The following is a 24,822-nucleotide window of genomic DNA, read 5'->3' as shown; positions in this document are numbered from 1 at the left end:
TGTTCTGCATGTGCAAACATGGCACGATCGCACCGCGCTTCCATAACCCGCGCAACATTCTTTCACAAGCGGGCAATAATAAGTAACACGCGCATGGTGTTGCCCCTGTCGCACGCGACGAAACGACACGGCAGTGGCGAAAAGCCCCGACTTACAGCCAGCGCCGGGTTTGCGCGAAATAGCGCTGCGCCGCTGGGCCGAACTGTTGCAATATCCGGGCCTCTTCAGGCCGGATGAAGCGCACAAGCAAGACGCGCATCAAGATTGGCGCAAGTATCAGCCCGCTGAGCGCCCCCCAGCGCAGCGATAGACCAACAAGGATCAGCACATCAGCCAGATAGATCGGATTGCGCGAAAGCCGGAAAATACCTGTGGTAATCAGCTGCTGAGGGGTCTGGTGCGGTATGATCGTAGATCGCGCGCGCAGAAATGACCAACCGGCCAGCGCAAACAACACCACGCCAAGTGCGACGGTCAGTGTTCCGAAACCCTGAATGAGAGCATGGCCGAGTAGCTGTGGCGCAAGCACCGTCTCAATCCAGACAATGCCCAGCGCAAAAAGTAACCAGATCGGCGGGTAATCAATATGGCGCAACATGTCCCGACCACTCTGCCGTTACAGGCCCGAGGCACTTAAAGCCGCAAGTCCCCCTTGCAGGACCAGCACATTCGAACGCCCCAATAGCCGTGCGACAAGCACCGCTTGGGTCGAAAGCACTGCCGTGTTGCAATACACGACCACCATGCCACTGGTCGGCACTTCGCCCAGGCGCTCGACAATCTCGCGCCATTCGATGTTCAGCGCGCCCTCTACCCCGTCTTCGGCATATTCAGCAGCACTGCGCGCATCGACAAAGGTCACATCGGGCAAGATATCGGGGGTCAGTTGCTCGACCATGATCACCCCCTCGGTGTAACCGGCGAAATCCAGATAGGCGCCAAGCTCGTCCGCCAGATCATTGGCATCGGCCTGCGCGGCGAAGGCCAGACTGGCAGTCAGACAGTAAGCGAGAATGGCGCGCATCGGGTATCTCCTCCAAATAAAATCACATTCGATTATCTGCATTTCAATTTCAAGCTTCTTGCCGTGCCCTTGACCTCGGCGCATGAAACCGGCACCGATACCACTTCAAGCCGAGGGAGCAGATTCCATGACCGATTTCACAGCCACCCGCGCCATGTTCGACCTGCCCCAAGGGGTGATCTATCTGGATGGAAATTCGCTTGGCCCCCTGCCCCGCGCTGTTCCGGAAAGGGTCGAGAAGACCATTCGTGACGAATGGGGCCAGATGCTGATTACCGGCTGGAACAAGGCGGGATGGATGGATCTGCCCGCGCGGGTGGGTGACAGGGTCGGCAAGCTGATCGGCGCCCCCTCTGGCACTGTCGTGATGGGCGACACTCTCTCGATCAAGGTTTATCAGGCACTCGCCTCGGCGCTTGAATTGCGCAAGGACCGCACTGTCATCTTGTCTGATTCAGGGAATTTCCCGTCGGACCTGTATATGGCAGACGGGCTGTGCCGCACTCTGGGGCCGGACTATCGCCTCAAGACAGTCGCACCAGAGGCCGTAGCGGACTCGATTGACGAAAGCATCGCTGTGCTGATGATCACAGAAGTGGATTATCGCACCGGGCGGAAACACGATATGGCAAGACTGATCAAGCGCGCACATGATGCAGGCGCGTTGGTTGTCTGGGATCTTGCGCATTCTGCGGGGGCAATTCCGGTAGATGTATCAGGTGCCGGCACGGATTTTGCTGTCGGATGCAGCTACAAATACCTCAATTCAGGCCCCGGTGGCCCGGCTTTCATCTATGTCGCGCCACGGCTTGCAGATAAAGTGCGCCCAGCCCTGTCAGGATGGTTGGGACATGAAGCACCCTTCGCTTTCGACCTCGACTATCGCCCCGGTGCGGGCATAGACAGAATGCGCGTTGGCACCCCTTCAATCCTGCAACTGGCCGCGCTCGATGCCGCGCTCGATGTCTGGGAAGGGGTCGATATGGCCGATCTGCGCGCACGGTCGCTGGAGTTGCAAAATACCTTTATCACCCGGGTAGCGGCAAAATGCCCTGACCTTTTGCTGGCATCGCCACGAGAGGAGGGGCAGCGCGGCTCTCAGGTCAGTTTTCGGCACGAACATGGCTATGCGATCATTCAGGCCCTGATCGCCGAGGGCGTCATTGGGGATTTTCGTGCGCCTGACATCCTACGATTCGGCTTCACCCCGCTGTATTTGTCGCAACAAGATGTTGCGCTGGCTGCCGACAAACTCTGCGCCATTATGGCAGATGGCCGTTGGAACAGACCCGAGTTTCATCAACGCGCCAAGGTAACTTAGGTTAATCCGAAGTACGGTTACCGAATATAAACCAGAATCACGCTTACTCCCGTCGAGATGCGCGCGAACGCGCTGTCGGATTGCAGGAGCAAGCATGGCCGGATTTTTCGACCACATAAACCGAAATTTGGTACCGCAGGTATGGTTTGCCGCGTTGGCAATGATTTTCGCCAACATGCTGCTCTGGCCCAGCTGTGCCACGGCCTCACAACCCGCAGTTCTGTGCGAAAATGCCGCGCAACAGGCAGCAACCCGCCACGGCGTGCCGCTGGATGTCCTGCGCGCGGTGGCGCTGGTCGAAACAGGCCGCGCGCGCGCCGGACAGTGGGAACCCTGGCCCTGGGCCATTCATTCCGCCGGACAAGGGCATTGGTTTGACAGCCGCGCCGAAGCCACCGCCTATGCCAAGGGCCGGTTGAATGCAGGGTATCGGAATGTCGATCTGGGGTGTTTCCAGATCAATTATCGCTGGCATGGGGAAGAGTTCTCCTCGGTCGAAGCGATGATGGACCCGGCAAAGAATGCAGACTATGCCGCGCGACTGCTTGCCGCGCACAAGGCCCGGCTGGGGACTTGGGATCTCGCAGCAGGGGCCTATCACTCCGCAACGCCGCAACATGCGCGACGCTACATCGCCCGATTCCGTGAAATGCACGCAAAAACAGTTCTGCGCCAACAGGATCAGCCCTCACACACCACCAATGCCCGGGAAAACCAGTATAGTTTGCTGACGCCTGCGGGTGGCGGAAGACTGGGGTCACTTGTCCAGATTGACGGGCTGGGCCGTGGTGTCAGGCTGATCGACCTTGCACACGGGCAGCCTTGACCATGTTTAGCACCGAAGCGATTTTCAAGCCCACAATCCTGCTGGCCCTTGCCTTGATGGCGGTCATCGCAATGATGATTCTGCCCATTCCCGCATGGGTTCTGGACCTTGGACTGGCCACATCTTTCGCGCTTGCGATTTTGATGTTCACAGTCACCCTTTTCATCCAGCGCCCGCTGGATTTCTCCATTTTCCCGACAGTGCTTCTTGCCTCGCTCATGTTGCGGCTGTCGCTGAATGTTTCCTCGACCAAACTGATCATTGGCGAAGGGCATACCGGCACACATGCGGCAGGTGGCGTTATTCAGGGCTTTGCCAGTTTTGTGATGAGTGGCTCTGTCTTTCTGGGCGTGGTCATTTTTCTGGTATTGCTGATCGTCAATTTCATTGTGATCACCAAAGGCGCGGGACGTATGGCCGAAGTCGGCGCGCGCTTTGCGCTGGACGGGATGCCCGGCAAACAGCTTGCCATCGACAGCGATATGTCAGCCGGCGCCATCGACCATACAGAGGCCAGACGCAGACGCGAGACAGAACAGGCCGAGACGAATTTCTACGGCTCACTTGATGGTGCGTCGAAATTTGTGAAAGGCGATGCAATCGCGGGCCTGCTGATCACATTGCTCAATATTGTCATGGGGCTGATCAATGGCACCATGATGCATGGCATGAGCATTGGTGCCGCCTTTGAGACATACGCGATCCTGACAGTCGGGGATGGGCTAGTCAGCCAGATCCCTGCGGTCATCATTTCCATCGCCGCGGCGCTCTTGCTTGCGCGCGGCGGGGCGAATGGCGCGACCGACACCCAGCTTTTCGAACAACTTGGCCGCTACCCTTCTGCGATCGCCACTGTCGGCTTTCTGATGGCCATGTTCGCCTTCATTCCTGGCCTGCCTTTTATTCCCTTCGTCATCGGGGCCGGCGTTCTGATCGGGTTGGCATGGCTAGCACAAAATAGGATTAACGAGGCAGAAATAGCGGCGGCCACGCCACCCGAAACACTGCCAGAGCCGCCGAAACGGGGCCTTGGCGATATTCTCGACCTCGATGAAATCCATGTGCAATTCGCGCCAGACCTTGTTCCAATGGTGCTGGACCCGGCCTTGGGCCTCGATGGGCGGATATCGAATATCCGCAACCATGTCGCGCGCGAATTCGGGCTGATTTTGCCAGAAATCCGCCTGACCGATGACCCCAGCCTGCCAGAAGGCACATATGCCATTCTGATTCACGGGGTCGAACAGGCACGCGATCTGCTGCGTCCAAACAAGATGCTGGCTTTGGTGCAGGATGACGCCACATTCCAGATTACCGGTGAAGCCGTGAAAGAGCCGGTCTATCAGGCCCCTGCCCGCTGGATTGATCCGGCGCAGCAAGAAAACGCCACGCTGTCTGGCACGACGGTTGTCAGCCCGGTAGAAGTCCTGGCAACGCATCTTCTTGAAGTCCTGAAATCCAATTTTGCGCGGCTGCTCACCTTCAAAAGCCTGCACCGTATTCTGGACGAATTTACCAGCGTGTCCGACGCCGCACGCGCCGATGCGAACAAACGTCTGCTCAACGACATGATCCCCGACAAGGTGCCGGTCGACCTGCTGCTGGGCGTTCTCAGGCTGCTTCTGGATGAGCGCGTATCCATCCGCAACCTGCCTTTGATCCTAGAGGCGATGTCCGAAGTACGCAGCCTGTTGCAAGGGTCCGAGGCCGTTTGCGAACATGTCCGCCAGCGCCTGGGCTTTCAGTTGGTTGCCCCGCTGAAACGCGCAGACGGAACGTTGCCTCTCATCCAGCTTGCACCAGATTGGGAAGAGATTTTCTCGACCTACCAGATTTCCGGGGAGTATGGCGCGGGCGATGTGGCACTGCCGCCCGAAGACTTCACGCGCCTGACTGAACAGGTCGCGCGCAAACTTGGTGATCTTGGGCAAAGCGGCATCAGCCCGGCCCTTGTCACGTCGGCACGCCGTCGCCGGTTCTTGCGCACGGCGCTTTCGGCCAAGGGCCTTTCGGCATCTGTGCTGTCCTACGAGGAAATCGGCCTCGATGCGCGGCCCGCTCTGGTGGGAACCATCCCCGCATGAGTGGTGAACTGTTCCAGATTCTCGAAGCCCTGAGCGCGGAGCTCGCCGACACCGCGGCGGGCAGCCTTGGGGTCTTCATCCGCGTTGGCGCCATGATGGCTTTGGTGCCCGCTTTTGGAGAGCAGGTCATACCCGTCCGCATCCGCCTTGGGGTAACGCTGGCCTTCACCGCCATTACAGCCCCCGCTCTTGCGCCGATCATGCCCAAGGCAACTGCTGATCCGGCCCCCCTTTTTACACTCATCGCCGCAGAGGCACTTGCGGGGCTAGCCTTGGGCATCGGATTGCGGTTGTTCACGATCGTATTGCAGACAGCGGGCTCGATCGCGGCGCAAGCTACATCGCTTTCACAGTTTTTTGGCGGCGCAGGCGTAGATCCGCAACCTGCCATGTCGCAGATTCTGGTCATGGCAGGGCTGGCACTGGCAGTTACTCTGGGGCTTCATACCGCATTGGCAGAATTGATTATCCTGTCCTACAGCTTTTTCCCGCCAGCCCGCTTCCCCGATGCCGCCAGCCTTGCGGAATGGGGTGTTGCGCATATTGCACGCGCGTTCACGCTTGCCTTCACACTTGCCATGCCCTTCGTCATCCTGTCGCTTGTCTACTATGTGGCGCTTGGCGCCATAAACAAGGCAATGCCACAGCTTATGGTCGCGCTGGTCGGCGCACCGGCAATCACATGGGCGGGGCTGGCTGTTCTGTTGCTGACAGCACCGCTCATGCTTCCCATCTGGCACGAGGCATTTTCCGCATTCCTCTTTGACCCCGCAGGAATGCCCCAATGAGCGAAGACGATCAAAGCGGCGAGAAGGAATTCGAGCCGACCGAACAGAAGCTGAAGCAACAGCGCGAAAAGGGCGAGGTTCCCCGCTCAACCGACCTGAACACGGCAGCCGCCTTTCTGGGGCTGCTTATTGGCGCGCTGGCAATGGGACAGTATGCGATCACACGGCTGGGGAATACCGGGGTTGTGCTGCTGGGTCAGGCCGAACGACATTCCGCCCTGATCCGCGATAACGCCACCCCTGTGATTGGCGCCCTGATCGGCCATGTCGCCAGCGCGGTCTTGCCACTTTTGCTTATTCCGTTTCTGCTGGTCTGGGCGGGGCTGTTCGCGCAACGCGCTGTCATTTTCGCACCAGAAAAACTGAAGCCGAAGCTGTCGCGCATAAATCCGATCTCGAATGCCAAGAACAAGTTCGGACGCAACGGATTGTTCGAATTTGCGAAAAGCACCATCAAACTGACGGTGATATCGGTCGTCTTGTGGCAGTTTTTGATGCACAATCTGCCCTTGATCCTGACAAGTATGCATCTGACACCTGCCTTAGCCAGCTCGGAATTGCTGTCGCTGGTGATCCGCTTCCTGACGCTTGTCTTTGTGGTCAAGCTATCCGTCGGCGCGATCGACTTCTTCTGGCAGCGCGCCGAGCATCTGCGCCGCAACCGAATGTCGCACAAAGACATGCGTGACGAACACAAACAATCCGAAGGCGACCCGCACGCCAAGGGCGAGCGCGCGCGGCGCGGGCGCGCAATTGCCAGCAACCGTATGCTTGATGCAGTCCCCGAGGCCAGTGTGGTTATCGTGAACCCCACGCATTATGCCGTCGCGCTGAAATGGTCCCCTACCGATCTGGGCGCGCCAGTATGCGTTGCCAAGGGTGTTGATGAAATTGCGGCACGTATCCGCGAGCGTGCCGAAGAAGCGGGCATTCCCATTCATTCCGACCCGCCCACAGCACGCGCGCTGCACGCAACAGTAGACGTGGATCAGGAGATCCATGCCGAGCATTACGGCGCGGTGGCGGCCGCTATCCGCTTCGCCGAGGCCATGCGCGTGAAATCAAATAAAAAGGACTGGGGATGAGTGAAAAAACGCGGCTGCAAAAGTTAGAGAGGCTGGCCGGTATGGTGCGGGATCACGAGTTGGCAAAACTGAACCGACTTGCCGGCGCAGCGGACCAAACCCGTGACAAACTGGCGAAACTCCCGACCGATGTCCAGGCAAGCTCAGATGCAGCGATGATCGCAATTCAGCAAGCGCATTTGCGATGGGCCGCAACACAACGGATGCAGTTAAACCAGGTCCTCGCACGGCAACGTGCGGCCATGATGGAACAGCAAAGAAAATCCGCGCGCAGTTTCGGCCGTGCCGAAGCTGTCGCGCGTCTGATCAAGCGCGGCACATCAAAGCCTTAATCGCGGACCCATTCGCCCTTGCGCATCAGCGCCACAGGCTCGGCCCCTTCGCGGATCCCGTCCACATTCATCACATCAGATCCGATCATCCAGTCCACATGGATCAGGCTCTCATTACCGCCGCGCTCTGATATTTCGGCCTTGCTTAGTGACGCTCCGTTCTCAAAACAGGATGCGTAGCACTGCCCCATAGCGATGTGGGACGCAGCGTTTTCGTCAAACAAGGTGTTGAAATACAGCAATCCGGTTTGTGACACGGGCGACGAATGCGGCACAAGGGCCACCTCGCCCAATCGGGCGGCACCGTCATCCGTTCCCAGCATTTCGCGCAAGACATCCTCTCCGCGTGCTGCGCGGGCCGAAACGGCGCGCCCGTATTCAAACCGCATCTCGATCTCTTCCAGCAAACTGCCTTGATGCGAAAGCGGCTTGGTCGCGCGCACATAGCCTTCTGTCCGCGCGGCGTGCGGTGTCGTGAACACTTCCTCAGTGGGTATATTGGGGTTGCAAACCACCCCATTCTGCGCCTCTGTCGCCCCGCCAAGCCATGCATGCCCATCAGCCAGACCAACTGTCAGATCCGTTCCCGGGGCCTGAAAGTGCAGCGCATCAAAGCGGGCTGCATTCAGCATCTTGCAGCGCCTTGCCAGTTCGGCGTTATGCGCCTTCCATGCAGCGACAGGGTCAGGCTGGTCAAGGCGTGCGGTCACGCTGATCGCTTCAGCAAGGCGCGACAAAGCTTCTGATGCAGGCAGATCCGGAAAAATACGTCCGGCCCAATCCTCTGTCGGGCAGGAGATGATTGACCAGTTGATGTGAAACCCCGCTATTGCCACCAAGGCTGGACTATAGGCGCGCGCATTCGCGCGGTTTGCGCGCCCGACATGCACCGGGTTCTGTTCACTCAGCAACAGGGGGTCTTCGCCAACAAGCGCCAGCCGCGCAGCGCCACCTTCAAAGGCCTTGGCCATCCCCTCATAGAGCCAGCCTGCCGCACGATCAAAGCCCGCTTCCGCGCCATGTTCAAACCGCGCCAGAACCATGTCCCGGTCTGTAATGACAGGTGTGACCAGCCCGCCACCCGCGCGATAGGCCGCACGCGCAATGGCACGGGCCAAGGGCAAGGCGGATACCGGGGTGGTCATGACAAGATCCTGCTCTGGTTGCAGGTTCAGGCCCACACGCACCGCAAGTTCTGCCAGACCATCCAGCAAACCCGGATCAAGAACCGCATGATCATGGCGTCCGCTTTGCAGCATAGTTGTGTCCTGAGGCATCGGGAAACGTCTCTCCTTTACTTTTCCCCACGCTGGGACAGCTTGCACGCAAGGTCAAGCCCCCCATCCAAAGTGTCAGGCCCCGCTTCGCATGATATCTGTGATCAGCACTTTCAGCACAACGTCACGACCGACCGTCCTCTGGCCTGCCTCCAGCAAGGCGGTTCGAAGGGTCCCCAGCGAGGTATTTGTTGTAAACGATCCTGAAAAGCCGCCGGAATTCGCATGATCAAACAGAACCTGCAGCAAGGCATCGCGCAATCGCGGCAGGCTGGTTTGAACAAGCTCGCGTTGTGCATCATCGATTTCAAGCGCCAGCGAGACCAGCAATACACTCGATATCCGCTCTTCGATGATGAGCGGAACCATGAAGTGATTGGGAATCTCGAAAACACCGATCTCGCTTCCCTCCGGCAGCGACGGGTATGGCGGGGGGGCAAGGTCATCTTCGGCTTGCAGGTCAAGCTCTGGAACCGGGCGCAGCGCCAACCCGGCCCCAAGCCCGGCACCGATACCCAGCAAGATCAGAATTACAGGAATGAGCTTACCCATCAGCGGTGCCTCCTAAAGGACATCTTGAAAGCAACTTGTCAGAACGGGGCGATGATATCGGCGATCTGTGCACCATATCTGGGCTGCTGGACATTCGAGATGATGCCACGCCCCCCATAGGAAATACGCGCGCCCGCGATTTTGTCATAGGTGATTTCATTTTGCCGCGAGATGTCTTCCGCACGCACAAACCCCGTCACCAGCAACTGGCGCAATTCATGGTTCACCCGGACTTCCTGCTGCCCCTCAATGCGCATCACGCCATTGGGCAAACGCTCGACAACAGTAGAGGCAACGCGAAGGGTCAGCTTTTCATTGCGCCGAACCGAGCCTGAGCCAGTGAAGGTGCTGTTGCTGTTGGTTTCAATCCCCGCCCCCACGGCCAGCCCACCGGGCAAGTGGCGATCAACCAGCTGCGGTATGCCAAAGAACTGGGGAACCGCCATATTGCTGGAGCCACTGCGCCCGTTTGTGGTGTTGTTGGAAATCTCGGCGCTGTCGTTAATCTCGATGACGACCGTCAGAATATCGCCCTGACGGCTGGCACGCCGGTCGCCCAGAAGTGACCGTTGCCCGGCGGACCACAGCGACGCCTGATCGGTACTACGCTGGCTTTCAACCCTGTCAGGCAATGGCATCCGATATAATGCCGCATGTTCTGTCGTTGTCTCTGGCGGGCTGAAGGCTGGCGCCCGGCCCACTTCACCCAATGGCTGACAGGCCACAAGAGCCATCACGGCAAGCGGCAGCGCGAACAGTCGCGTCATGGCGGAATTCCTTTTCAGATGATGGGAAGCAAAGGGGTGCCGAAAATAAAGCCGCCGCTTTGCGCGTGTTTCGGTTGAGGGTGCCAGCGCGGTGATCATGACCAGTCTATTGTCCCCGGCCAAACGGGTCAGAAGACCCGAAAACCTCGACCAGACCCGTTGAATTGACAATGCCTTGCACGGTCTGCCGAGAGGCAAGGTTCATCACATTCAGCGAATCCCCGAGTCCCGCACGTTCCAGCGCGCGGCCCTCTGACAGAATCGTCAGCGTGCCTTGCCGGTAAACCATGCGCACGGTTTCATTCCGTTCGACGACCGCTGCCGGACCAAGGTCAGACAATCGGACCGGCCTTCCGGGATAGATCGCAACGCGCGCTTCCAGCCCGACAACCTGCTCTGCCCGTGTTGCAGCGCCCGGCACATGCGCCTCATGCAGCATCACGTCACCAGAGCCGATCACTTCGGTCGCCCGGATCAGGCGGGTCGCAACAAGTGTTTCGGCCTGCAAAGCAGGGGACCAGAGCAAGACAATAAGCATGACCCATTTCATCAGCGCACCTGTGTGGTTGCGGCCATCATCTGGTCTGCTGCCGAGATGACCTTGGAGTTCAGCTCGTATCCGCGCTGCGCCTTGATCAATTCGGTCATTTCGCGCACCGGATCGACAGAGCTTTCTTCAAGATAGCCTTGGCGCAATGTGCCCAGCCCGTCGGTTCCCGGCACACCAACAACCGCAGCACCCGAGGCCGCTGTCTCAAGAAAAAGGTTCGAGCCTATCGCCTCCAGCCCCTTTTCATTTGCAAAGCTGGCGAGGCTGAGTTGGCCTAACATCTGAGGCTGGACCTGGCCTGCGAAATAGCCATAGATCTCACCTTGCGCGTTGATCGAAATGGCACGCGTATCATTCGGGATGACAATTCCGGGCACAACTTCGAACCCGTCCGCGGTCACGATCAAACCCTCACCGGTTCGTTTCAAACCGCCGTCACGGGTGTATCCGGCCTGACCGTCAGGCAAGGTCACTTCCAGATAGCCCCTGCCTTCGATTGCAATATCGAGATCACCGCCTGTCTGTAGAGACGCGCCTTGCTGGATCTGCATGCTGACCGAGGCCGGGCGCACCCCCAGCCCGACTTGCACACCTGTTGGCAAGACAGTTCCATCAGAGGCCGCGATTGAACCCGCGCGGGCGAATTGCTGATAATGCAGATCCGCAAAATCCGCGCGCCGCGCGTTATAACCCGTGGTGTTCATATTCGCGAGGTTGTTGGCAATCGTGTCCACCCGCATTTGCTGCGCGCTCATCCCGGTCGCGGCGATCTGAAGTGATTTCATATTTGTCTCTCCTGAAAAATCAGCGGCCAAGCGTCTGGATTACGGATTTGATGCGCTCGTCTTCGCGTTCGAGCAGGCTCTGGCCGCGCTCATAGGCACGCTGCACCTCGATCATGCGGGTCAGTTCCAAGACCGGATCGACATTCGATTCCTCGATAAAGCCTTGCAACAAAACCGGCGCCTCGACCGGCTCTATCGGGCCGTCAACCTCGAACATGGTGCCGGCTGCCCGGCTCATCGTGACCGGATCAACGGGTCGGACAAGCCCCACCTGGCCAAAAGGCAGCCCATCTGCTGACAGGGTTCCGTCGCGCGCCATCTCGATTGATTTTGCATCGGGGGGAACGAATATCGCTGCCCCACCCGCATCGAGCAACCGATGGCCGTCCATATTGACCAGCTCTCCCGCCTCGTTCGGGGTGAAGATGCCTGCCCGTGTCAGCCGTGGGCCTTGCGCGGTCTCGAGTTGGAAAAACCCCTCCCCCTCGATGGCGAAATCAAATGCCCCATTCGTCTGCGACAGCGCACCCTGCATCTGGAAGCTGTGGCGCGCATTGCCCAGCGCCATCGAAAGCGAAGGTTCGTCGCGGTCAGCACGCACAACATATTCCGAGAAAATCATCCCTTCTCGGCGGTAGCCCGCTGTCGTTGCATTGGCGATATTGTTCGCCACAACCTGCATCTCGCGCCGCAGGCCCGACATGCGCGTCAATGTGATATAGGCGGCATTATCCATGTTCAGAACCCCGCTATCCGCGGCACGATCTCGGCCTGAAAGAAATCGACCAATGTCGAAGTCATGAAACTCATCGAGACCCAATAGACGACAACGATGGCGGCCAGCTTGGGCACGAATGTCAGGGTCATTTCCTGAATCGAGGTTAATGCCTGAAACAGACCGACCACGAGTCCGGAGACAAGCGCGGCGCTCAGGATTGGCACAGAAATCAGGGTTGCGACCCAGAGCCCCATGCGAAGCGTGTCAAAAAGCTGGGTTTCATCCATGACTTACACCGGCATCCTGAGGATTTCGAGATAAGCCTCGACCACCTTGTTGCGCACGGCCACGGCTGTTTCGACAGCAATTTCAGTGGCTGCCAGCGCCTCGACCAGTGCATGTGGGTCTGCGCCAGATACCATCGAGTTGGTGGCCGTCATTTCTGCCTGATGCAGGCTGTCGACAAAACTGCCCAGCGAAGCACCAAAGCTGGCCTCACTTCGCACTGGGGGCTGCGTTGGCGCGGGGGCGGCTGCCATCCGTGCGTGATTATAGGCGTTCGATGCGATTGTCGGGTGTATGGTCATTGTCATGATCCTTGCGTGTCACTCAGCGGCGGAGAAGATCGAGAAGCCCTTGCGCCATCTGTCTTGTCTGGTCAAAGACGCGCAAATTCGCTTCATAGCTGCGGCCTGCTTCGCGTGCGTCGGCGACCTCGATCATCAGATCGACGGTGGAGCCATTGTAGAACCCGTTCTCATCCGCCAGGGCGTGGCCGGGATCATAAATCCGGGGCAATTCACGTGGGTCCAGTTGCACCGGCCCCACCTGCACCCGCGACACGCCAGTTGCGCGGTCGGTTTCTGCATGAAAATTCACTGTTTTTCGCCGATACCCCGGCGTGTCGGCATTCGAGATGTTTTCCGAAACATGGCGCAGGCGACGCGCCTGCGATTCCATGCCCGAAGCGGCGATTGAGAAACTGCTGAACAGGTCAGACATCTGCGCGCCCCCTTATCGTTCAAGCGCCGCGCGCAAAACACCGCGCGCGGAACTATAGACAGCAAGGGCCAGATCATGGCTTTGGCGGTTTTGCGCGGCGCGCATCATTTCGCGCTCCAGCGACACGGTGTTACCATTGGGCGAACGGGCGGGCGCATCACTATCAACTGTGACGAGGGCCGCCTGATGCTGCGACCCAGCGTCCAAATGTCCGGGTCTGGTCGCCAGCATCTTGCCAGCCCCGGCATAGGTGGCAGAGAAATCAGCAAGATCACGGGCGCGATAGCCCGGTGTATTGGCATGTGCGATATTCTCGGCAATCACCACTTGTCGGGCGGCTGCATGGCGCGCCATGCCCTGCGCCGTGCGCATCACATCTGGTATGTCGAACATCAGGGTTTCTCCCATCAAGCTATACACCAGTCTTTAAGACCGATTCGCTTAAGGATCGGTAACCACAGTGCAACTGAGTGTCTGAGCAGAGGGAATCGGATGAATCTTTTTGATGATATGCGCGCGCAAATCGCCCATCTGCGCCCGATAAGAGTATCTGGGCGGATCACCCGAATTGACGGACAACTTGTCGCCGTGCGCGGATTGACAGATGCGGCGCGCATTGGGGACTGGCTGGACATTGATACCCGCTGCGGTGCACGCATTGGCGCCGAAATCCTGCGCTTGACGCAAGACGAAGCGCTGGCCTTACCCAATGGACCACGCGACGGGCTGGCCATCGGCGACCGCGCGGAATATCGCCCAGCGCGCGGCATTTCCCCCGATGACAGTTGGATCGGTCGCGTTATCGACCCGTTCGGGACCCCGCTGGACGGCCGCCCACTTTTGAACGGGGCCGTCACGCGCGATCTGAGCGCGCAGCCACCAGAGCCAGCACGGCGCGGCCGTTTGGGTTCTCGGCTGGAGACAGGCATGTGTGTATTCGACACGATCCTGCCGGTTGTGGAAGGGCAGCGCCTTGGGCTGTTTGCGGGCTCGGGCGTTGGCAAAACCATGCTGCTGGGCAATCTTGCCCGCCAGATGCAGGCCGATGTCGTGGTCATCGCGCTGGTGGGCGAACGCGGGCGCGAATTGCGCGAGTTTCTGGAGGATGTGCTGGGCGAAGACGGCTTGAAGCGCGCAGTGGTGATTACAGCCACTTCGGACCAGCCACCCCTGACGCGGCGGCGCTGCGCGCCTGCTGCTATGAGCGTTGCAGAGCATTTCCGCGATCAGGGCAAGCATGTCCTTCTGCTGACCGACAGTATTACCCGCATGGCAGAAGCGCACCGGGAAGTCGCACTTGCCGCAGGAGAGGACGCAAGCTTGCGCGGCTACCCGCCTTCGGTCGCACATCAGATCACGGCGCTGGCAGAACGTGCCGGGCCGGGGCATGACGGGGTGGGCGCAATCACGGCTATCATGACGGTTCTGGTGGCGGGTTCGGACATGGAAGAACCGGTTGCCGATATCCTGCGCGGGGTTCTGGACGGGCATGTGGTTATGGACCGTGCGATTGCCGAACGCGGGCGCTTTCCGGCTATTGATGTGCTGCGCTCGGTCAGTCGGTCGCTGCCGCATTGTGCGCGCCCTGAAGAAAACGCGCGCATCAGCGAGGCAAGGCGCCTGCTTGGGGCCTATGACCGCGCCGAGATGATGATCCAGGCCGGGCTTTATGAAAAGGGAACCGATCCGCGTGTGGATCGCGCAGTTCAGGTCTGGCCGCTGCTGGATTCCTTCATAGGCGAGGCGGCCCCCGGCGGGATCAAACAGTCATTTGCCCGGCTGGCAAAGTGCCTTGAGCCGCCGACACCGCAACCGCCCGGCACCAAAGCAGCGCGCAAAGGCTGAAAACGTGTTTCACATGGGTAGCGAATTGGACTAAACGGGTGCAAATCTGCAATCCGGGGAATAAAATGGCGCGTATCCTGATCACCTCTGCCCTGCCCTATATCAATGGAATCAAGCATCTGGGCAATCTTGTCGGCAGTCAGTTGCCAGCAGACCTATATGCGCGCTATTGCCGCGCACGGGGCCATGAGGTGATGTTCATCTGCGCGACAGACGAGCATGGAACCCCTGCAGAACTGGCGGCGGCAAAGGCGGGAAAGCCCGTCGCGCAATACTGCGCCGAGATGCATTCGGTGCAGACAGAGTTGGCGAATGGGTTCAAGCTGTCTTTTGACCATTACGGCCGATCATCCAGCGCGCGTAACCATACGTTGACCCAGCATCTGGCCGCCAGACTGGCCGCTGCCGGGCTGATCGAGGAGGTCGCGGAGAAACAGGTTTATTCCAATGCAGATGGCCGCTTCCTGCCTGACCGATATATCGAGGGCACCTGCCCCAATTGCGGATATGAACGCGCGCGTGGGGACCAGTGCGAGAACTGCACCAAACAACTTGACCCGATCGACCTGATCAATCCGCGCTCTGCCATCTCTGGGTCAACCGATCTGGAAGTGCGCGACACCAAACACCTGTTCCTGCGCCAGTCAAAGCTGCGCGACACACTGGATCAGTGGATTGACAGCCAGCAGGGCTGGCCTGTGTTGACCACCTCGATTGCCAAGAAATGGTTGCATGATGGGGACGGCCTGCAAGACCGCGGCATCACGCGCGATCTGGACTGGGGCGTGCCGGTGCAATTTGACGGTGCGCCCTGGCAGGGCATGGACGGCAAGGTGTTCTATGTCTGGTTCGACGCGCCTATCGAATACATCGCCGCCACCGCAGAATGGGCCGATGCACAGGGGCTGGATGACAGCGCCTGGCAGCGCTGGTGGCGCGAAGATATGGGCGCAGATGACGTGCGCTATGTGCAGTTCATGGGCAAGGACAATGTGCCGTTCCACACACTCAGCTTCCCTGCGACGCTGATGGGGGCGAATTTCGACAAATCCGAACCCTGGAAGCTGGTGGATTACATCAAATCCTTCAACTACCTTAATTACGATGGCGGCCAGTTCAGCACATCTTTGGGACGGGGCGTGTTCATGGATCAGGCGCTGTCGATCCTACCTGCCGATTACTGGCGCTGGTGGCTGCTGTCACATGCCCCCGAAAACAACGACAGCGAGTTCACATGGGAGAATTTTCAAGCCTCGGTAAACAAGGATCTGGCGGATGTGCTGGGCAATCTTGTCAGCCGGGTGACAAAATTCTGCCGCTCCAAATTCGGCGAAGTGGTGCCGGAAGGGGGCGCACTGGGCGCGCGAGAGGCGCAGCTTGTGGACGATCTTGCAAAAGGTCTGGACAGCTACCAAAAGGTCATGGACGCAATGATGGTGCGCCGTTCGGCACAGGATTTGCGCGCGCTCTGGGTGCTGGGCAATGAATATCTGCAAGAGGCCGCGCCTTGGTCAACATTCAAAACCGACCCCGAGAGCGCAGCCGCGCAAATCCGGTTGTCGCTGAACCTGATCCGGTTTTATGCAGTCATTTCTCAACCTTTCATCCCTGATGCCGCTGCGCGCGTCATGGAAGCGATCAACTGCGATGACTGGTCCTGGCCGGACGATGTGGCAAGCGCGCTGAACATGTTGCCCGCTGGCCATGCGTTCACGGTGCCAGAGGTTCTGTTTGCCAAGATCACCGATGACCAACGCGCCGAATGGGAAGCGCAGTTCTCAGGCCAGACCTAGTGGTCTGGCGCTGACACAATCGGGCGCAATGAGGGGTTAGTGGCTGGATTGAGGGCGTTGCAGTCTTTGACCGGCGCGGAATCAAGGCGCAAAGCGCCGCCGCGCATCGCCGGGCCGCCCCCTCGGCACGGCGATTTGGCTGGGACCAGCGCACAGATCTGATCTTTCAGGGACTTGGCCAGTATAAAGCGCTACAGAGTAAACCTTGGATCGCCGCACCGCGGCCCTGCGCTGCGCGGCTGTGCACCCGGCCTCGTTATGTCCCCTTTGTCCCGAAAGCAGCCGCAGACAACCTGTGCGAGGCAATACCTCCGCCATCTGCAAAAAGTCCAGCGCGGCACGACTTCTGCCAGATCAGGTTTTCTCCTTGCATCTATGCAGGCCTGCTTTAGGCTGGCCCTATGTTTACCATCGAGCATGATTTCGACGCGACAATCATCACCCTTGTGGATGAAGGCGCAGCCAGCCCCGAGGCACTGCGCGATGATGTCATCATCACCGCATTCGAGGATTGCGTGACACTGCGCCAGTTCGATCCAAGGCGCGAGGATGATGTGGTCATAACCCTGTCGCTGTCGCAGCTACGCGAACTGGCAGCAGCACTTGATCTGCCCGAAGGCAGCTACCGCTTGAAGGCCCGCAAGCACCATCCCTGACAAACATCCCGAGCTATGCTGTGATGCAGCGGAAGCTGTATTTGACATTGCCCCCGCGCCTCCGGCAGGGTGGCGCCAAGACGGCTGCCCGAATCGTGCAGCCGCACCCCCGACAGTTTTATGAAAAAGGCACCTGCCAAGGGCTGCCAGAAAGGATGTGTCATGCTGACCAATGACCAGCTAAACCAATGGGATCGCGAGAATTTCCTGCACCCCTCTACACATTTCGGCCAGCATGGGCGCGGCGAAAGCGCAACGCGCATCGTAACCACAGCGAAGGGCTGTTATATTGAGGACCGGGACGGCACAAAGCTGCTTGATGCCTTCGCCGGTCTGTATTGCGTCAATGTCGGCTATGGCCGCACCGAGATTGCCGAGGCAATCGCCAAACAGGCGCATGAACTGGCCTACTATCATTCCTATGTAGGTCACGGCACCGAGGCATCGATTACGCTCGCGCATATGGTGGCCGAACGCGCGCCTGCGCATATGAACAAGGTCTATTTCGGGCTGGGCGGATCAGATGCGAATGAAACAAATGTCAAACTTGTCTGGTATATCCAGAACGTGCTGGGCCGCCCCGAAAAGCGTAAGATTATCTCACGCTGGCGTGGTTATCACGGGTCGGGGCTGATTACCGGCTCGATGACGGGATTGGTGCCATTTCACAACAAATTCGGCCTGCCGATGGCCGAGGTAGTCCATACTGAAGCGCCGTATTATTTCCGCCGCCCTGACCCTGCCATGTCAGAAGATGCATTCACGGCGCATTGCGCCGCCAAGCTGGAAGAGCTGATCGAGCGCGAGGGTGCGGACACGATCGGCGCTTTTATCGCGGAACCCCTGCTGGGCACTGGCGGTATCGTTCCACCACCCGCAGGCTACTGGGACGCGATTCAGCCAATTCTGAAAAAGCATGATATTCTGCTGATCACGGATGAGGTTGTTACCGGCTTTGGCCGGATGGGAACGATGATGGGTTCCACCCATTACGGGATCAAACCCGATATCATTACCATTGCCAAGGGTCTGACCTCGGCCTATGCCCCTCTCTCCGGCTCCATCGTCAGTGATGATCTGTACAAGGTGCTGGAAGAGGGCACCGATAAATTCGGCCCCTTCGGTCATGGCTGGACCTATTCCGCCCACCCCATCGGGGCTGCGGCAGGGGTGGCAAACCTGAAGCTGGTCGATGAATTGGGACTGGTGCAGAATGCGCGCGACACAGGCGCCTATTTCCGCAATGCCATGGCGGCCGCGCTGAAAGATCACCGTTTCGTGGGCGACGTGCGTGGCGACGGGATGCTGGCCGCTGTCGAATTGCAGCGCGACCCCGGCGCGGGTGTTGATTTCGACGCGGCCGAAAAGGTCACGGCGCAGGTGGTGGGCGAGATGGTCAAACGCGGCGTGATTGCGCGCGCAATGCCACAGGGCGAGATCATCGGCTTTGCACCGCCGCTATGCATGACACCAGCCGAAGCCGACAAGGTTGTCGAAGTCACGCGCGACGCGCTGGATGCCGTGACAGGCGCAATGTAATGCACCGGCCCCGCCAAAACGGCGGGGCCTTTTTTCTATGCTCTTTTTGCCGGACCCCGCGCCATGACCACCACCAACCCGAATTTTACCGATGCCGAATATGAAGGGCGCATCACACGCACCCGCGCCGAAATGGAAAAGCGCGGCATTGATCTGCTGATCATCTCTGACCCGTCCAACATGAACTGGATTTCCGGCTATGATGGATGGTCGTTCTATGTGCATCAGGCGGTATTGCTTCCATTGGAGGGTGAACCGGTTTGGTGGGGGCGCGGTATTGACGAGGCGGGCGCGAAGCGTACCGTCTTCATGCGCCGGGCGGAAAGCATCGTGTCCTATGATGACACCTATGTTCAGAACCCGCAGAAACACACGATGGAAGCGCTGGCAGCGCTGATCATCGACCGGGGTTGGAATACGGGCTGGATCGGCGTCGAGATGGATAACTACTATTATTCCGCCGCAGCCCACCAGACCCTTGTCAACCATCTGCACGAAGCCCGGTTTGAAGATGCGACCGGCATGGTGAACTGGCAGCGTCTGGTCAAGTCGGAATCCGAGTTGTTGTATATGCGGCGCGCCGCGCGAATCGTCGAGCGGATGCATAATGTCATCCTTGAAGTGGCCGAACCGGGCATGGCAAAAAACATGCTTGTCGCCGAGATTGCCAAGGCCGGGATTGAAGGCGCGGACGGACAATGGGGCGACTACCCGGCAATCGTGCCAATGGCCCCCTCCGGGCTGGATGCAACAGCCGCGCATCTGACATGGGATGACCGCCCCATGCGCGCGGGCGAGGCGACTTTTTTCGAGATTGCAGGTGTGCACCGTCGCTACCATTGCCCGCAATCGCGGACCCTGTTCTTTGGCGCTGTTCCTGACCTGTATCGTCATGCCGAAGAAGCAGTGCTTGAGGCAACCGAGGCAGGGCTCGCACAATGCTTCCCCGGCGCAAGGGCAGAGGACGTGGCCAACGCGTTCAACGCCGCGCTGAACAAGCGCGGATTCGAGAAGGACAACCGCTGCGGCTATTCGATCGGGTTAAGCTATCCGCCAGACTGGGGCGAGCGGACCTTGTCCTTGCGGCGCGGCGACATGACCGAATTGAAACCGGGCATGGTGATCCATTTCATGCCTGCCCTCTGGCTGGAGGATGGCGGGCTGGAGATTACCGAGCCGGTGCTGATCACCGAGCAAGGACCAGAGCCACTTTGCACGACACCGCGCGAGATTTTTGTGAAATAGATAACTGGGCAGCCGGGCGCAGTATGGTTATTGGCGACGCAGAGCCCTAGAAAAACTGACCTGTCCGTACTGGTCCAAGCGTGTATTGAGTATTTTAGCAAGAAAATGAACATGGATGTCACACGAGGCGCTTGTTTTCTGCTTTGGTCTGCGCTTGCCTGTGATTGGGCGCGCCTATATGCGACCGCAAATCTGTACCGGAGCCGGGCCATGAGCAAGATCACCAATCTGAGGACGGTGAAGAAACAAATCGCGCGTCAGGACAAAAGGCGCGAAGCCGATGCCAATGCCGCGCGTCATGGGCGCAGCAAGGCCGAACGCAGCCGCGATGCCGATACGGTCGCAAGGCTGGAAACACATCTGGATGCGCACCGGCGCGAACCATGATTGCGCGCCCGGTCAAGCATTCGCTGACTTTGCGCGGTCATCGAACCTCTGTCTCGCTGGAGGATGAATTCTGGCGCGAATTTCGGCGCATTGCCGAAGCGCGCGGCCAACCTCTGAACCAGCTTGCAAGCGAGATTGACGCTGCGCGCGGTGATATTGGTCTGGCCTCTGCGATCCGGGTATTTGTGCTGCAAGACGCACTGGACCGGGGGACGCGTTGAGCGTTGCGCCTGATCAGATCAAGGCAAGGCACTCCGCCTGCACCGGATCTGGGAAACTGCGATACAGGCCCACCTCAAACCTGTCGATCATGCCATGCATCTGGTCATAGGCGCGGGTTGCGCTGTCATCCCGCGCGCCAAGATGTGCAAAGGCCAGATCAAGTTGGGCCAGATCCAACACATCAATGCTTAGCAGGAAATCCCCGAAGCCGGGCCCTGCCAGATGCAGCTTGCGGCGTTGCAGATGCCAACCAGAAATCTTGCCAGCATCCTTCAGCGCAGCAAACCAATGATTCACGGCATGCGCGAATGCAAGCGCATTTGCGTTGGGTTTAAGATCGATCATACAGTGGTAAGTTGTCATGACACCCTCGGATTTGAGAGCGTTGAACTTGGCAGCGAAACCCTGCCAAAAGCTTTACGCAAGTCAGTCACATCCCAGAAAAGAGTGCCTCTAGCTGTGTATCATGAAATGCTTTTGCGGCCACGGGCGGCAACGGGTACGGGCAAAGGCCCAAAGCGCTGGCCTTGATAAAAAAGCCCTGTGCGGGCAAACCAGCAGACGCCCTGCTTATAACTGTTGCGGCCCGAAAGGGGCGGCCCTGCGCCATGTCGACTTCCATCAGCGCTTCAAGCAGGTTTGTCAGGTGCCTGATGCGCCCCGGCCCATCAAACCCGATCTGAGCCGCCAACGCCCCGTAAGTGATGCATTGGCGGCGCTGCACCAGATCGTTCAGCGCGGCCTCAAGCCGCACTGACACCTCTTCGGTCATGGTTCCAGACTGTCCGAGCCGGGCTCATCGAAGGTGGTGGAAGATTCGTCGCCGGTTTCTGCGATCCGCGCAACCGATACGACATGTTCACCATTCGACGTGTTAAAAACCTTGACCCCGCCAGCAGAGCGCGAGCGAAACGATATTCCATCCACCGGGACACGGATAGATTGCCCTTTGGACGTGGCCAACATGATCTGATCCGATGTTTCGACCGGAAAGCACGCGACCAGCGCGCCGCCGCGCATGGCGCGGTCCATCGCCGCCACACCCATGCCGCCACGCCCACGCACAGGGTAGTTGTGGCTGGAGGACAGTTTGCCAGTGCCTTTTTCGGAAATGGTCAGGATCAGATCCTCGCAGGCTGACATTTCCGCATAGCGTTCGGGCGACAATGCGCCTTCGGCTGCGTCTTCTTCGTCTTCGCCATCGTCCTCGGTGACACCCGCCATGGCGCGACGCATCTTGAGATAGGTGGCGCGCTCTTCCGGTGTTGCCTCGAAATGGCGGATGACGGCCATAGAGACAACGCTGTCGCCCTCGCCCAAGCGGACCCCGCGCACCCCTGTGGAATCTCGCCCCTTGAAGACGCGCACATCAGTGCTGCGGAAACGGATCGCACGGCCGGACGCTGTGACCAGCATCACATCATCATCTTCATCGCAGATGCGCGCATTCACAAGGCTGACACCCTCGGGCAGCTTCATGGCGATCTTGCCATTGCGCATGACATTCACAAAATCTGACAAGGCGTTGCGCCGCACATCGCCTGCCGAAGTGGCAAAGACAATTTGCAGGTTTTCCCACTCTTCCTCTGGCCGTTCTACAGGCATGATGGCCGCGATGCTGACACCACTGGCAATCGGCAGAATATTGACCATTGCCTTGCCGCGCGCATTGCGGCCCGCAAGCGGCAAGCGCCAGGTCTTCAGTTTGTAGACCATGCCATCTGTGGTGAAAAACAGAAGCTGCGTATGGGTATTGGCGACAAACAAGGTGGTGACGACATCATCATCCTTGGTGGACATGCCCGACAGACCCTTGCCACCGCGACGTTGGGCGCGGAAATCGGCCAGCGGGGTGCGTTTGATATACCCCCCCGATGTGATGGTCACGACCATGTCTTCGCGCTCAATCAGGTCTTCGTCGTCCATGTCGCCCGCCCAGTCGACAATCTCGGTCCGGCGTGGCACGGCAAACTGATCGCGCACATCGCGCAATTCTGTCGAGATGATCTCCATCACGCGGGCGCGCGAGCGCAGAATATCAAGATAATCCTTGATCTTGGCGGCCAGCGCCTCCAACTCGTCCGTGACTTCTTTGACGCCCATTGCGGTCAGGCGTTGCAGGCGCAGTTCCAGAATGGCGCGGGCCTGAACCTCGGACAGGTTATAGGTGCCATCGTCATTCATCGTATGGCTTGGATCATCAATCAGCCGAATATAGGGCGCGATATCCATCGCAGGCCAACGCCGCGTCATAAGCTTTTCGCGGGCTTCAGCCGGGTCAGCGGAGCTGCGGATGGTCGCCACAACTTCATCAACATTCGAAACCGCTACAGCCAGACCGCACAGCACATGGCTGCGTTCGCGCGCCTTGTTCAACTCAAACGCCGTGCGCCGGGTCACGACTTCTTCGCGGAAACCGACAAAGGCCGTCAGGAAATCGCGCAGCGCCAGTTGCTCTGGGCGCCCGCCATTCAGCGCCAGCATGTTGCAGCCGAAACTGGTCTGCATCGGCGTAAAACGGAATAACTGGTTAAGCACTACATCCGGCGTGGCATCGCGCTTCAACTCGACCACCACACGCACACCAGTCCGGTCAGATTCATCCGCGACCGAGGAAATCCCCTCTATCCGCTTTTCGCGCACGGCATCGGCAATCTTCTCGACCATCGTCGATTTGTTTACCTGATAGGGGATTTCGTCGATAATGATCGCGAAACGGTCCTTGCGCACTTCCTCGATATGGGTTTTCGCCCGGATGATGACCGATCCGCGCCCTTCCAGATAAGCCTTTCGCGCGCCCGAACGGCCAAGGATCAGACCGCCAGTGGGGAAATCCGGGGCCGGGACATAGCCCATCAGATCTTCTGAGGTCAGGTCCGGGTTCTCGATCAGGGCAAGGGTCGCATCGGCCACTTCGCCAAGGTTATGCGGCGGGATATTGGTGGCCATACCAACTGCGATACCACCCGCACCGTTGACCAGCATATTGGGAAAGCGCGCGGGCAGAACCGTGGGTTCCTTGTCGCGGCCATCATAATTGTCCTGAAAATTAACGGTATCCTTGTCAATATCGGCCAGAAGTGCAGCGGCGGCCTTGTCCATGCGCACTTCGGTGTAGCGCATGGCAGCGGCGTTATCACCGTCCATGGACCCGAAATTGCCCTGCCCGTCCAGCAGCTTGAGAGACATGGAAAACGGCTGGGCCATCCGCACCAGCGCGTCATAAATCGCCGAATCCCCATGCGGGTGATACTTGCCCATCACATCGCCCACCGCACGCGCTGACTTGCGGTACGGTTTGTCATGCGTATTGCCTGCCTCATGCATCGCATAAAGAATGCGCCGATGCACAGGTTTTAGGCCATCGCGCAGATCAGGGATTGCCCGGCTGACGATCACGCTCATCGCGTAATCGAGATACGAGGCGCGCATTTCATGCGTGATGGAAACGCTTGGCCCCGAAGGGCCTGATGGTGGAATTTCATCCATGTTTTCAGGGGTTTCCGGACTGTCGCTCACATGGCCCTCACGTCTGTTCACACCACTCTAGATATGGTTGAAGGCACTTTATCAGAACCATGATATGGGGTGCAATGGTCGTGCTGACAATCATTTGGCAGCCACGCCACCAAGGTGCCAACAGCATGTTTTTATTGAAAATATTCTTCGCTCTGGCATGATTTTTTCAGGAACTACAAGAAGAGGTCCCATATGGAAAAACACCCGGTCGAATTGATGCTGAAGGGCTATGGGCTGACGACAGCGGAAATGATCTATCGAATGCCTGACCATATTCATGTGCTGAACACCTTCGTATGGCAGGACTATGATCTTGCGCCTGATTATCCCCGCCTGTTCAAATTCATAGAGTTCTGGCAGGACAGTATTGACGGGCCGCTGCATTCGGTGCGGTTTACGCATAGGAAACGACTGGATGCCGGGCAGTGGCGCAATGTTGTCGGTGAGTTTGAAGTCGGCAAATTCAACAAGCGCAGCATGCGCCTGAATTGAAGACGTCAGAACC

28 protein-coding genes and 1 pseudogene are annotated in these 24,822 nt (G+C 58.7%); 14 read left to right on the top strand and 15 right to left on the bottom strand.

The annotated features are described in order from the left end of the window. Positions 1–151: 151 nt before the first annotated feature. Together EV660_RS11270 and EV660_RS11265 are read right to left on the bottom strand one after the other, a co-directional pair. A complete protein-coding gene (locus EV660_RS11270) occupies positions 152–598 on the bottom strand; it encodes a methyltransferase family protein (protein ID WP_084634856.1) in 447 nt (148 codons plus the stop codon). An 18-nt stretch (positions 599–616) separates the two neighbouring features. Continuing rightward, a complete protein-coding gene (locus EV660_RS11265; protein WP_071482065.1) occupies positions 617–1,024 on the bottom strand; it encodes a rhodanese-like domain-containing protein in 408 nt (135 codons plus the stop codon). Positions 1,025–1,151: 127 nt separating this feature from the next. Between EV660_RS11265 and kynU the strand changes: the two genes are divergently transcribed. The 6 genes from kynU (at position 1,152) to EV660_RS11235 (ending at position 7,460) form a co-directional block, all read left to right on the top strand. Beyond that, positions 1,152–2,345 (top strand): kynureninase, encoded by a 1,194-nt coding sequence (gene kynU / locus EV660_RS11260; RefSeq protein ID WP_071482064.1) that lies wholly within the window; start codon positions 1,152–1,154, stop codon positions 2,343–2,345. A gap of 160 nt (positions 2,346–2,505) precedes the next feature. Further along, entirely contained in the window at positions 2,506–3,171 is a 666-nt protein-coding gene (locus EV660_RS11255; RefSeq protein WP_071482063.1) for a transglycosylase SLT domain-containing protein, read from the top strand. A gap of 2 nt (positions 3,172–3,173) precedes the next feature. After that, a complete protein-coding gene (gene flhA, locus EV660_RS11250) occupies positions 3,174–5,255 on the top strand; it encodes a flagellar biosynthesis protein FlhA (protein ID WP_071480544.1) in 2,082 nt (693 codons plus the stop codon). Beyond that, entirely contained in the window at positions 5,252–6,043 is a 792-nt protein-coding gene (locus tag EV660_RS11245; protein WP_084634852.1) for a flagellar biosynthetic protein FliR, read from the top strand. Before flhA ends, EV660_RS11245 begins: the two co-directional genes overlap by 4 nt. Beyond that, the gene (locus tag EV660_RS11240) at positions 6,040–7,128 is read left to right on the top strand and encodes an EscU/YscU/HrcU family type III secretion system export apparatus switch protein (protein ID WP_071480543.1); all 1,089 of its coding nucleotides are present in this window, start codon (positions 6,040–6,042) and stop codon (positions 7,126–7,128) included. The genes EV660_RS11245 and EV660_RS11240 overlap by 4 nt, the downstream gene beginning before the upstream one ends. Further along, a complete protein-coding gene (locus EV660_RS11235; RefSeq protein WP_071480542.1) occupies positions 7,125–7,460 on the top strand; it encodes a hypothetical protein in 336 nt (111 codons plus the stop codon). Before EV660_RS11240 ends, EV660_RS11235 begins: the two co-directional genes overlap by 4 nt. Here the strand turns inward: EV660_RS11235 and EV660_RS11230 are convergent. From EV660_RS11230 to EV660_RS11185, 10 genes are all read right to left on the bottom strand, one after another. Continuing rightward, positions 7,457–8,719 (bottom strand): aminopeptidase, encoded by a 1,263-nt coding sequence (locus EV660_RS11230; protein WP_071480541.1) that lies wholly within the window; start codon positions 8,717–8,719, stop codon positions 7,457–7,459. The two genes, EV660_RS11235 and EV660_RS11230, sit on opposite strands and share 4 nt — an antisense overlap. 93 nt (positions 8,720–8,812) lie before the next feature. Next, the gene (locus EV660_RS11225) at positions 8,813–9,289 is read right to left on the bottom strand and encodes a flagellar basal body-associated FliL family protein (protein WP_084634851.1); all 477 of its coding nucleotides are present in this window, start codon (positions 9,287–9,289) and stop codon (positions 8,813–8,815) included. A gap of 38 nt (positions 9,290–9,327) precedes the next feature. Further along, positions 9,328–10,056, bottom strand: a complete 729-nt coding sequence (flgH, locus tag EV660_RS11220) for a flagellar basal body L-ring protein FlgH (RefSeq protein WP_071482061.1) — start codon at positions 10,054–10,056, stop codon at positions 9,328–9,330. A 106-nt stretch (positions 10,057–10,162) separates the two neighbouring features. Further along, positions 10,163–10,606 (bottom strand): flagellar basal body P-ring formation chaperone FlgA, encoded by a 444-nt coding sequence (flgA, locus tag EV660_RS11215; RefSeq protein ID WP_071480539.1) that lies wholly within the window; start codon positions 10,604–10,606, stop codon positions 10,163–10,165. Beyond that, on the bottom strand, positions 10,606–11,391 hold the full coding sequence (flgG, locus tag EV660_RS11210; protein ID WP_071480538.1) for a flagellar basal-body rod protein FlgG: 786 nt from the start codon (positions 11,389–11,391) through the stop codon (positions 10,606–10,608). Before flgG ends, flgA begins: the two co-directional genes overlap by 1 nt. A 19-nt stretch (positions 11,392–11,410) precedes the next feature. Continuing rightward, positions 11,411–12,127 carry a flagellar hook-basal body complex protein gene (locus EV660_RS11205; protein ID WP_071480537.1) on the bottom strand — a complete coding sequence of 239 codons (717 nt, stop codon included), beginning with the start codon at positions 12,125–12,127 and terminating at the stop codon, positions 11,411–11,413. Between the two features lie 2 nt (positions 12,128–12,129). Further along, the gene (locus EV660_RS11200) at positions 12,130–12,396 is read right to left on the bottom strand and encodes a flagellar biosynthetic protein FliQ (RefSeq protein ID WP_071480536.1); all 267 of its coding nucleotides are present in this window, start codon (positions 12,394–12,396) and stop codon (positions 12,130–12,132) included. 3 nt (positions 12,397–12,399) lie between these two features. Next, a complete protein-coding gene (gene fliE, locus EV660_RS11195; RefSeq protein ID WP_071482060.1) occupies positions 12,400–12,696 on the bottom strand; it encodes a flagellar hook-basal body complex protein FliE in 297 nt (98 codons plus the stop codon). 22 nt (positions 12,697–12,718) lie between these two features. Then, the gene (flgC, locus tag EV660_RS11190; RefSeq protein ID WP_071480535.1) at positions 12,719–13,111 is read right to left on the bottom strand and encodes a flagellar basal body rod protein FlgC; all 393 of its coding nucleotides are present in this window, start codon (positions 13,109–13,111) and stop codon (positions 12,719–12,721) included. Positions 13,112–13,123: 12 nt separating this feature from the next. Beyond that, on the bottom strand, positions 13,124–13,519 hold the full coding sequence (locus EV660_RS11185) for a FlgB family protein (RefSeq protein ID WP_246028977.1): 396 nt from the start codon (positions 13,517–13,519) through the stop codon (positions 13,124–13,126). Positions 13,520–13,603: 84 nt separating this feature from the next. Between EV660_RS11185 and EV660_RS11180 the strand changes: the two genes are divergently transcribed. The 7 genes and pseudogenes from EV660_RS11180 (at position 13,604) to EV660_RS11150 (ending at position 20,797) form a co-directional block, all read left to right on the top strand. Next, on the top strand, positions 13,604–14,956 hold the full coding sequence (locus tag EV660_RS11180) for a FliI/YscN family ATPase (RefSeq protein ID WP_071480534.1): 1,353 nt from the start codon (positions 13,604–13,606) through the stop codon (positions 14,954–14,956). Between the two features lie 65 nt (positions 14,957–15,021). Then, positions 15,022–16,749 (top strand): methionine--tRNA ligase, encoded by a 1,728-nt coding sequence (metG, locus tag EV660_RS11175; RefSeq protein ID WP_071480533.1) that lies wholly within the window; start codon positions 15,022–15,024, stop codon positions 16,747–16,749. Between the two features lie 401 nt (positions 16,750–17,150). Continuing rightward, positions 17,151–17,405, top strand: a complete 255-nt coding sequence (locus tag EV660_RS11170) for a hypothetical protein (RefSeq protein ID WP_071480532.1) — start codon at positions 17,151–17,153, stop codon at positions 17,403–17,405. A 162-nt stretch (positions 17,406–17,567) separates the two neighbouring features. Continuing rightward, positions 17,568–18,944: an aminotransferase class III-fold pyridoxal phosphate-dependent enzyme gene (locus EV660_RS11165; RefSeq protein WP_071482058.1), complete on the top strand. Its 1,377-nt coding sequence runs from the start codon at positions 17,568–17,570 to the stop codon at positions 18,942–18,944. Between the two features lie 63 nt (positions 18,945–19,007). Beyond that, a complete protein-coding gene (locus EV660_RS11160; protein WP_071480531.1) occupies positions 19,008–20,189 on the top strand; it encodes a M24 family metallopeptidase in 1,182 nt (393 codons plus the stop codon). 105 nt (positions 20,190–20,294) lie between these two features. Next, positions 20,295–20,507, top strand: a pseudogene (locus tag EV660_RS19095) (DUF4169 family protein); the annotation flags it as partial. A gap of 65 nt (positions 20,508–20,572) precedes the next feature. Continuing rightward, entirely contained in the window at positions 20,573–20,797 is a 225-nt protein-coding gene (locus EV660_RS11150) for a ribbon-helix-helix domain-containing protein (protein WP_071480529.1), read from the top strand. 13 nt (positions 20,798–20,810) lie between these two features. Here the strand turns inward: EV660_RS11150 and EV660_RS11145 are convergent, their stop codons facing one another. The 3 genes from EV660_RS11145 to gyrA all read right to left on the bottom strand — a co-directional run bounded on the left by EV660_RS11145 (position 20,811) and on the right by gyrA (position 24,317). Continuing rightward, positions 20,811–21,161 (bottom strand): DUF6614 family protein, encoded by a 351-nt coding sequence (locus EV660_RS11145; RefSeq protein ID WP_071480528.1) that lies wholly within the window; start codon positions 21,159–21,161, stop codon positions 20,811–20,813. 67 nt (positions 21,162–21,228) lie between these two features. Continuing rightward, positions 21,229–21,570 carry a hypothetical protein gene (locus EV660_RS11140; protein ID WP_071480527.1) on the bottom strand — a complete coding sequence of 114 codons (342 nt, stop codon included), beginning with the start codon at positions 21,568–21,570 and terminating at the stop codon, positions 21,229–21,231. Continuing rightward, a complete protein-coding gene (gyrA, locus tag EV660_RS11135) occupies positions 21,567–24,317 on the bottom strand; it encodes a DNA gyrase subunit A (RefSeq protein ID WP_184409750.1) in 2,751 nt (916 codons plus the stop codon). The genes EV660_RS11140 and gyrA overlap by 4 nt, the downstream gene beginning before the upstream one ends. A 192-nt stretch (positions 24,318–24,509) precedes the next feature. Here gyrA and EV660_RS11130 point away from each other — a divergent pair, with 192 nt between their 5' ends. Further along, positions 24,510–24,809 (top strand): usg protein, encoded by a 300-nt coding sequence (locus EV660_RS11130; protein ID WP_071480525.1) that lies wholly within the window; start codon positions 24,510–24,512, stop codon positions 24,807–24,809. The last annotated feature ends 13 nt before the right edge of the window (positions 24,810–24,822 follow it).

It is taken from the genome of Roseinatronobacter bogoriensis DSM 18756, from assembly GCF_004366635.1.
Classification (GTDB): Bacteria; Pseudomonadota; Alphaproteobacteria; order Rhodobacterales; family Rhodobacteraceae; genus Roseinatronobacter; species Roseinatronobacter bogoriensis.
Note: the sequence above shows the minus strand (reverse complement) of the source record. Positions and strands in the feature narration are given on the sequence as shown.

Excerpts from the sequence above, each read along its gene's own strand:
- flhA (WP_071480544.1), top strand. The coding sequence starts at position 3,174 with ATGTTTAGCACCGAAGCGATTTTCAAGCCCACAATCCTGCTGGCCCTT.
- flgA (WP_071480539.1), bottom strand. The coding sequence starts at position 10,606 with ATGAAATGGGTCATGCTTATTGTCTTGCTCTGGTCCCCTGCTTTGCAG.
- EV660_RS11255 (WP_071482063.1), top strand. The coding sequence starts at position 2,506 with ATGATTTTCGCCAACATGCTGCTCTGGCCCAGCTGTGCCACGGCCTCA.
- EV660_RS11270 (WP_084634856.1), bottom strand. The coding sequence starts at position 598 with ATGTTGCGCCATATTGATTACCCGCCGATCTGGTTACTTTTTGCGCTG.
- EV660_RS11180 (WP_071480534.1), top strand. The coding sequence starts at position 13,604 with ATGAATCTTTTTGATGATATGCGCGCGCAAATCGCCCATCTGCGCCCG.
- EV660_RS11185 (WP_246028977.1), bottom strand. The coding sequence starts at position 13,519 with ATGGGAGAAACCCTGATGTTCGACATACCAGATGTGATGCGCACGGCG.
- flgH (WP_071482061.1), bottom strand. The coding sequence starts at position 10,056 with ATGACGCGACTGTTCGCGCTGCCGCTTGCCGTGATGGCTCTTGTGGCC.
- EV660_RS11200 (WP_071480536.1), bottom strand. The coding sequence starts at position 12,396 with ATGGATGAAACCCAGCTTTTTGACACGCTTCGCATGGGGCTCTGGGTC.
- EV660_RS11170 (WP_071480532.1), top strand. The coding sequence starts at position 17,151 with ATGTTTACCATCGAGCATGATTTCGACGCGACAATCATCACCCTTGTG.
- EV660_RS11225 (WP_084634851.1), bottom strand. The coding sequence starts at position 9,289 with ATGGGTAAGCTCATTCCTGTAATTCTGATCTTGCTGGGTATCGGTGCC.
- EV660_RS11150 (WP_071480529.1), top strand. The coding sequence starts at position 20,573 with ATGATTGCGCGCCCGGTCAAGCATTCGCTGACTTTGCGCGGTCATCGA.
- EV660_RS11230 (WP_071480541.1), bottom strand. The coding sequence starts at position 8,719 with ATGCTGCAAAGCGGACGCCATGATCATGCGGTTCTTGATCCGGGTTTG.
- EV660_RS11145 (WP_071480528.1), bottom strand. The coding sequence starts at position 21,161 with ATGACAACTTACCACTGTATGATCGATCTTAAACCCAACGCAAATGCG.
- EV660_RS11245 (WP_084634852.1), top strand. The coding sequence starts at position 5,252 with ATGAGTGGTGAACTGTTCCAGATTCTCGAAGCCCTGAGCGCGGAGCTC.
- flgC (WP_071480535.1), bottom strand. The coding sequence starts at position 13,111 with ATGTCTGACCTGTTCAGCAGTTTCTCAATCGCCGCTTCGGGCATGGAA.
- EV660_RS11130 (WP_071480525.1), top strand. The coding sequence starts at position 24,510 with ATGGAAAAACACCCGGTCGAATTGATGCTGAAGGGCTATGGGCTGACG.
- flgG (WP_071480538.1), bottom strand. The coding sequence starts at position 11,391 with ATGAAATCACTTCAGATCGCCGCGACCGGGATGAGCGCGCAGCAAATG.
- EV660_RS11140 (WP_071480527.1), bottom strand. The coding sequence starts at position 21,570 with ATGACCGAAGAGGTGTCAGTGCGGCTTGAGGCCGCGCTGAACGATCTG.
- fliE (WP_071482060.1), bottom strand. The coding sequence starts at position 12,696 with ATGACCATACACCCGACAATCGCATCGAACGCCTATAATCACGCACGG.
- EV660_RS11235 (WP_071480542.1), top strand. The coding sequence starts at position 7,125 with ATGAGTGAAAAAACGCGGCTGCAAAAGTTAGAGAGGCTGGCCGGTATG.
- kynU (WP_071482064.1), top strand. The coding sequence starts at position 1,152 with ATGACCGATTTCACAGCCACCCGCGCCATGTTCGACCTGCCCCAAGGG.
- EV660_RS11165 (WP_071482058.1), top strand. The coding sequence starts at position 17,568 with ATGCTGACCAATGACCAGCTAAACCAATGGGATCGCGAGAATTTCCTG.
- EV660_RS11205 (WP_071480537.1), bottom strand. The coding sequence starts at position 12,127 with ATGGATAATGCCGCCTATATCACATTGACGCGCATGTCGGGCCTGCGG.
- EV660_RS11265 (WP_071482065.1), bottom strand. The coding sequence starts at position 1,024 with ATGCGCGCCATTCTCGCTTACTGTCTGACTGCCAGTCTGGCCTTCGCC.
- EV660_RS11160 (WP_071480531.1), top strand. The coding sequence starts at position 19,008 with ATGACCACCACCAACCCGAATTTTACCGATGCCGAATATGAAGGGCGC.
- EV660_RS11240 (WP_071480543.1), top strand. The coding sequence starts at position 6,040 with ATGAGCGAAGACGATCAAAGCGGCGAGAAGGAATTCGAGCCGACCGAA.
- metG (WP_071480533.1), top strand. The coding sequence starts at position 15,022 with ATGGCGCGTATCCTGATCACCTCTGCCCTGCCCTATATCAATGGAATC.